Origin of the sequence: Kitasatospora sp. NPDC096128, assembly GCF_040303105.1 — a bacterium.
Lineage (GTDB): Bacteria > Actinomycetota > Actinomycetes > Streptomycetales > Streptomycetaceae > Kitasatospora.
Map to the genome: position 1 here is coordinate 3,577 of NZ_JBEOSP010000102.1, position 2,046 is coordinate 5,622.

At 29.5% G+C, this 2,046-nt stretch carries 3 protein-coding genes; 1 reads left to right on the forward strand and 2 read right to left on the reverse strand.

The features are described 5' to 3' along the window. Positions 1-231 precede the first annotated feature (231 nt). Positions 232-639 carry a plasmid mobilization protein gene (locus ABTY61_RS41560; protein WP_162163808.1) on the forward strand — a complete coding sequence of 136 codons (408 nt, stop codon included), beginning with the start codon at positions 232-234 and terminating at the stop codon, positions 637-639. 75 nt (positions 640-714) lie between these two features. Here the strand turns inward: ABTY61_RS41560 and ABTY61_RS41565 are convergent, their stop codons facing one another. Further along, on the reverse strand, positions 715-1,236 hold the full coding sequence (locus ABTY61_RS41565; protein WP_162163809.1) for a GNAT family N-acetyltransferase: 522 nt from the start codon (positions 1,234-1,236) through the stop codon (positions 715-717). A 118-nt stretch (positions 1,237-1,354) separates the two neighbouring features. After that, positions 1,355-1,957 (reverse strand): helix-turn-helix domain-containing protein, encoded by a 603-nt coding sequence (locus tag ABTY61_RS41570; protein ID WP_350510450.1) that lies wholly within the window; start codon positions 1,955-1,957, stop codon positions 1,355-1,357. Between the last annotated feature and the right edge of the window lie 89 nt (positions 1,958-2,046).

Here is a 2,046-nt window from a genome sequence, read left to right on the forward strand (position 1 = left end):
CGCTCTGGCGAGGCACTCACTACATTCAAAAATATATTTTTGAATTCCGTTCTATAGATAACAAATGACATACGCATTATCAAACAAATATGTTTGAAAATCTGTATGCCAAATGTTAGCTCATACCACCTCGAATCATACATATTTATTAGCATACATATGTATGTTATATTAATATAAAGATAAGCAAACATATGTATGCTTATCATATATTAACGATGAGGTGGTTCAATGCCAAAAAAACAAAATTCAAAAGAAAAAATCCTAACAATTCGTGTAAGTCAATCGCAATACGAAAAGATTTGTGCACTTGCGGATATTCGAGAGATGAATGTGACCGAATACATACGTCATACAGCCATTGGTAATCGCATTAAACCGACAGTCATCGAACAAATTAAAGAATCCAGTGAAGTCAGTGAATTGTTTAAAAAAGACAACGAGGCACTCAAATCGAACAATCAGGCACTCCAGCATCATATTCATCAGTTGGAAGATGAAATCGACCAACTGAGACAAGAAAATGACGTCTTTCATCACTTATTACAACATTTTGATAGTACAGCATTTTTTAACTTCAATACATATCGCGATGATCGTCAACTGAAAAATGCGATTAAACGATTGAAAGAACAATAAAAAACCAAGCGACTATCAATCATCGTAGTCGCTTGCTTTTTTATTGTTCGATTTAATATTTACTTCATAAAATTTTTAATATAAATTATGGTATTGAATATTAGAAAATGTCGTTAAATCATAATAAAAAATGTTAACTCCTTGGTAATTAACATCGTTGACTTTAAAGCAATTAGGAATATAACCAGCATGTTTAAATCCTAATTTATTATAAAGATATTTAGCGCCTGAGTTAGAATCAACGACGGAATTGAATTGTAATATCCGAAAGTTAAGTTCTTTAGACTTGTTTAGTGAATGCATAATAAGTGCTTTTCCAACTTTTTTACCTCTAGCTTTCTTATCAACAGCATATGATGCATTAGCAACTTTTCTTAATCGTCCAATATTATTAGGATACAATATATACACGCCGACAACTTCATTATTAAGTACAGCAACAGCTGTATATGATGCTTGAGTAAATAAAGAATGACACTCCTCTAAGCTTAAGGTTTTATCTTGCGGGAAGTGGGTTCCTGCTATAATAACATCATTCCATATGCGACTAATATCAACTAAGTGATCTAAACAAAAAGGTTGAATAGAAAAAGTCATACTAGTACCTCTTTTATAAGGATATTTCTAATTGCTCAGCATACGACGATTTCATTATATAACACTATTGTTTAAAGAAAAGTACTGTAATTAAAAAGAAAAGAACTTCAAATAGACTTTACATTTTATAATGTAAAATTGAAATAAATGATATCGTTTTTTCACTTGCATTTAAATATTCGTGATGTAAATGAGAATTAAATTTAATTGCTTGGTCTTGCGATAAAGAATATTTATTATTCTCAATAATCATATTTACTACTCCCTTTGTAACCATTAAAAATATTGTTGATTCTTGATGATGTGCTTCAGGTTTTAAAGAACTGTAGGGTTTTAATTCAGTTTGGAAAACTTCAAAAGGTTGGTCTGTTTGATATAAAAAATAAGGATAGCTGACAGATCTTTTTTTATTATCATAAATAGCTTGAATTTCAGATTTATCAATCACTTCTACACCTTTATGGGGTGATGAAATAAGTTTACTTAGAGGTATTTTTAAGCCGCTAGATATACGCCATAAAATAGTTATAGAAGGACTGGATTTTTCTGTTTCTATTTGATTAAGCATGGTTTTGCTCACACCTGTAAGATAAGATAATTGTTGCAAAGTAAGTCTTTCTTCTTTTCTATACTTTTTAATGTTATTAGCTACTACATGTTTAATATCTTCCATATTTGCATCTCCAAGTTTCGATATTTGTAATTTGTTTAATTTTAACACGCATACTTTATAGTTGTATAAATTTCCTTTAAAGTGTTATATGAAGGAGGATAACTCATGAAAATTAAACAAAAAAAAATAATACTTAT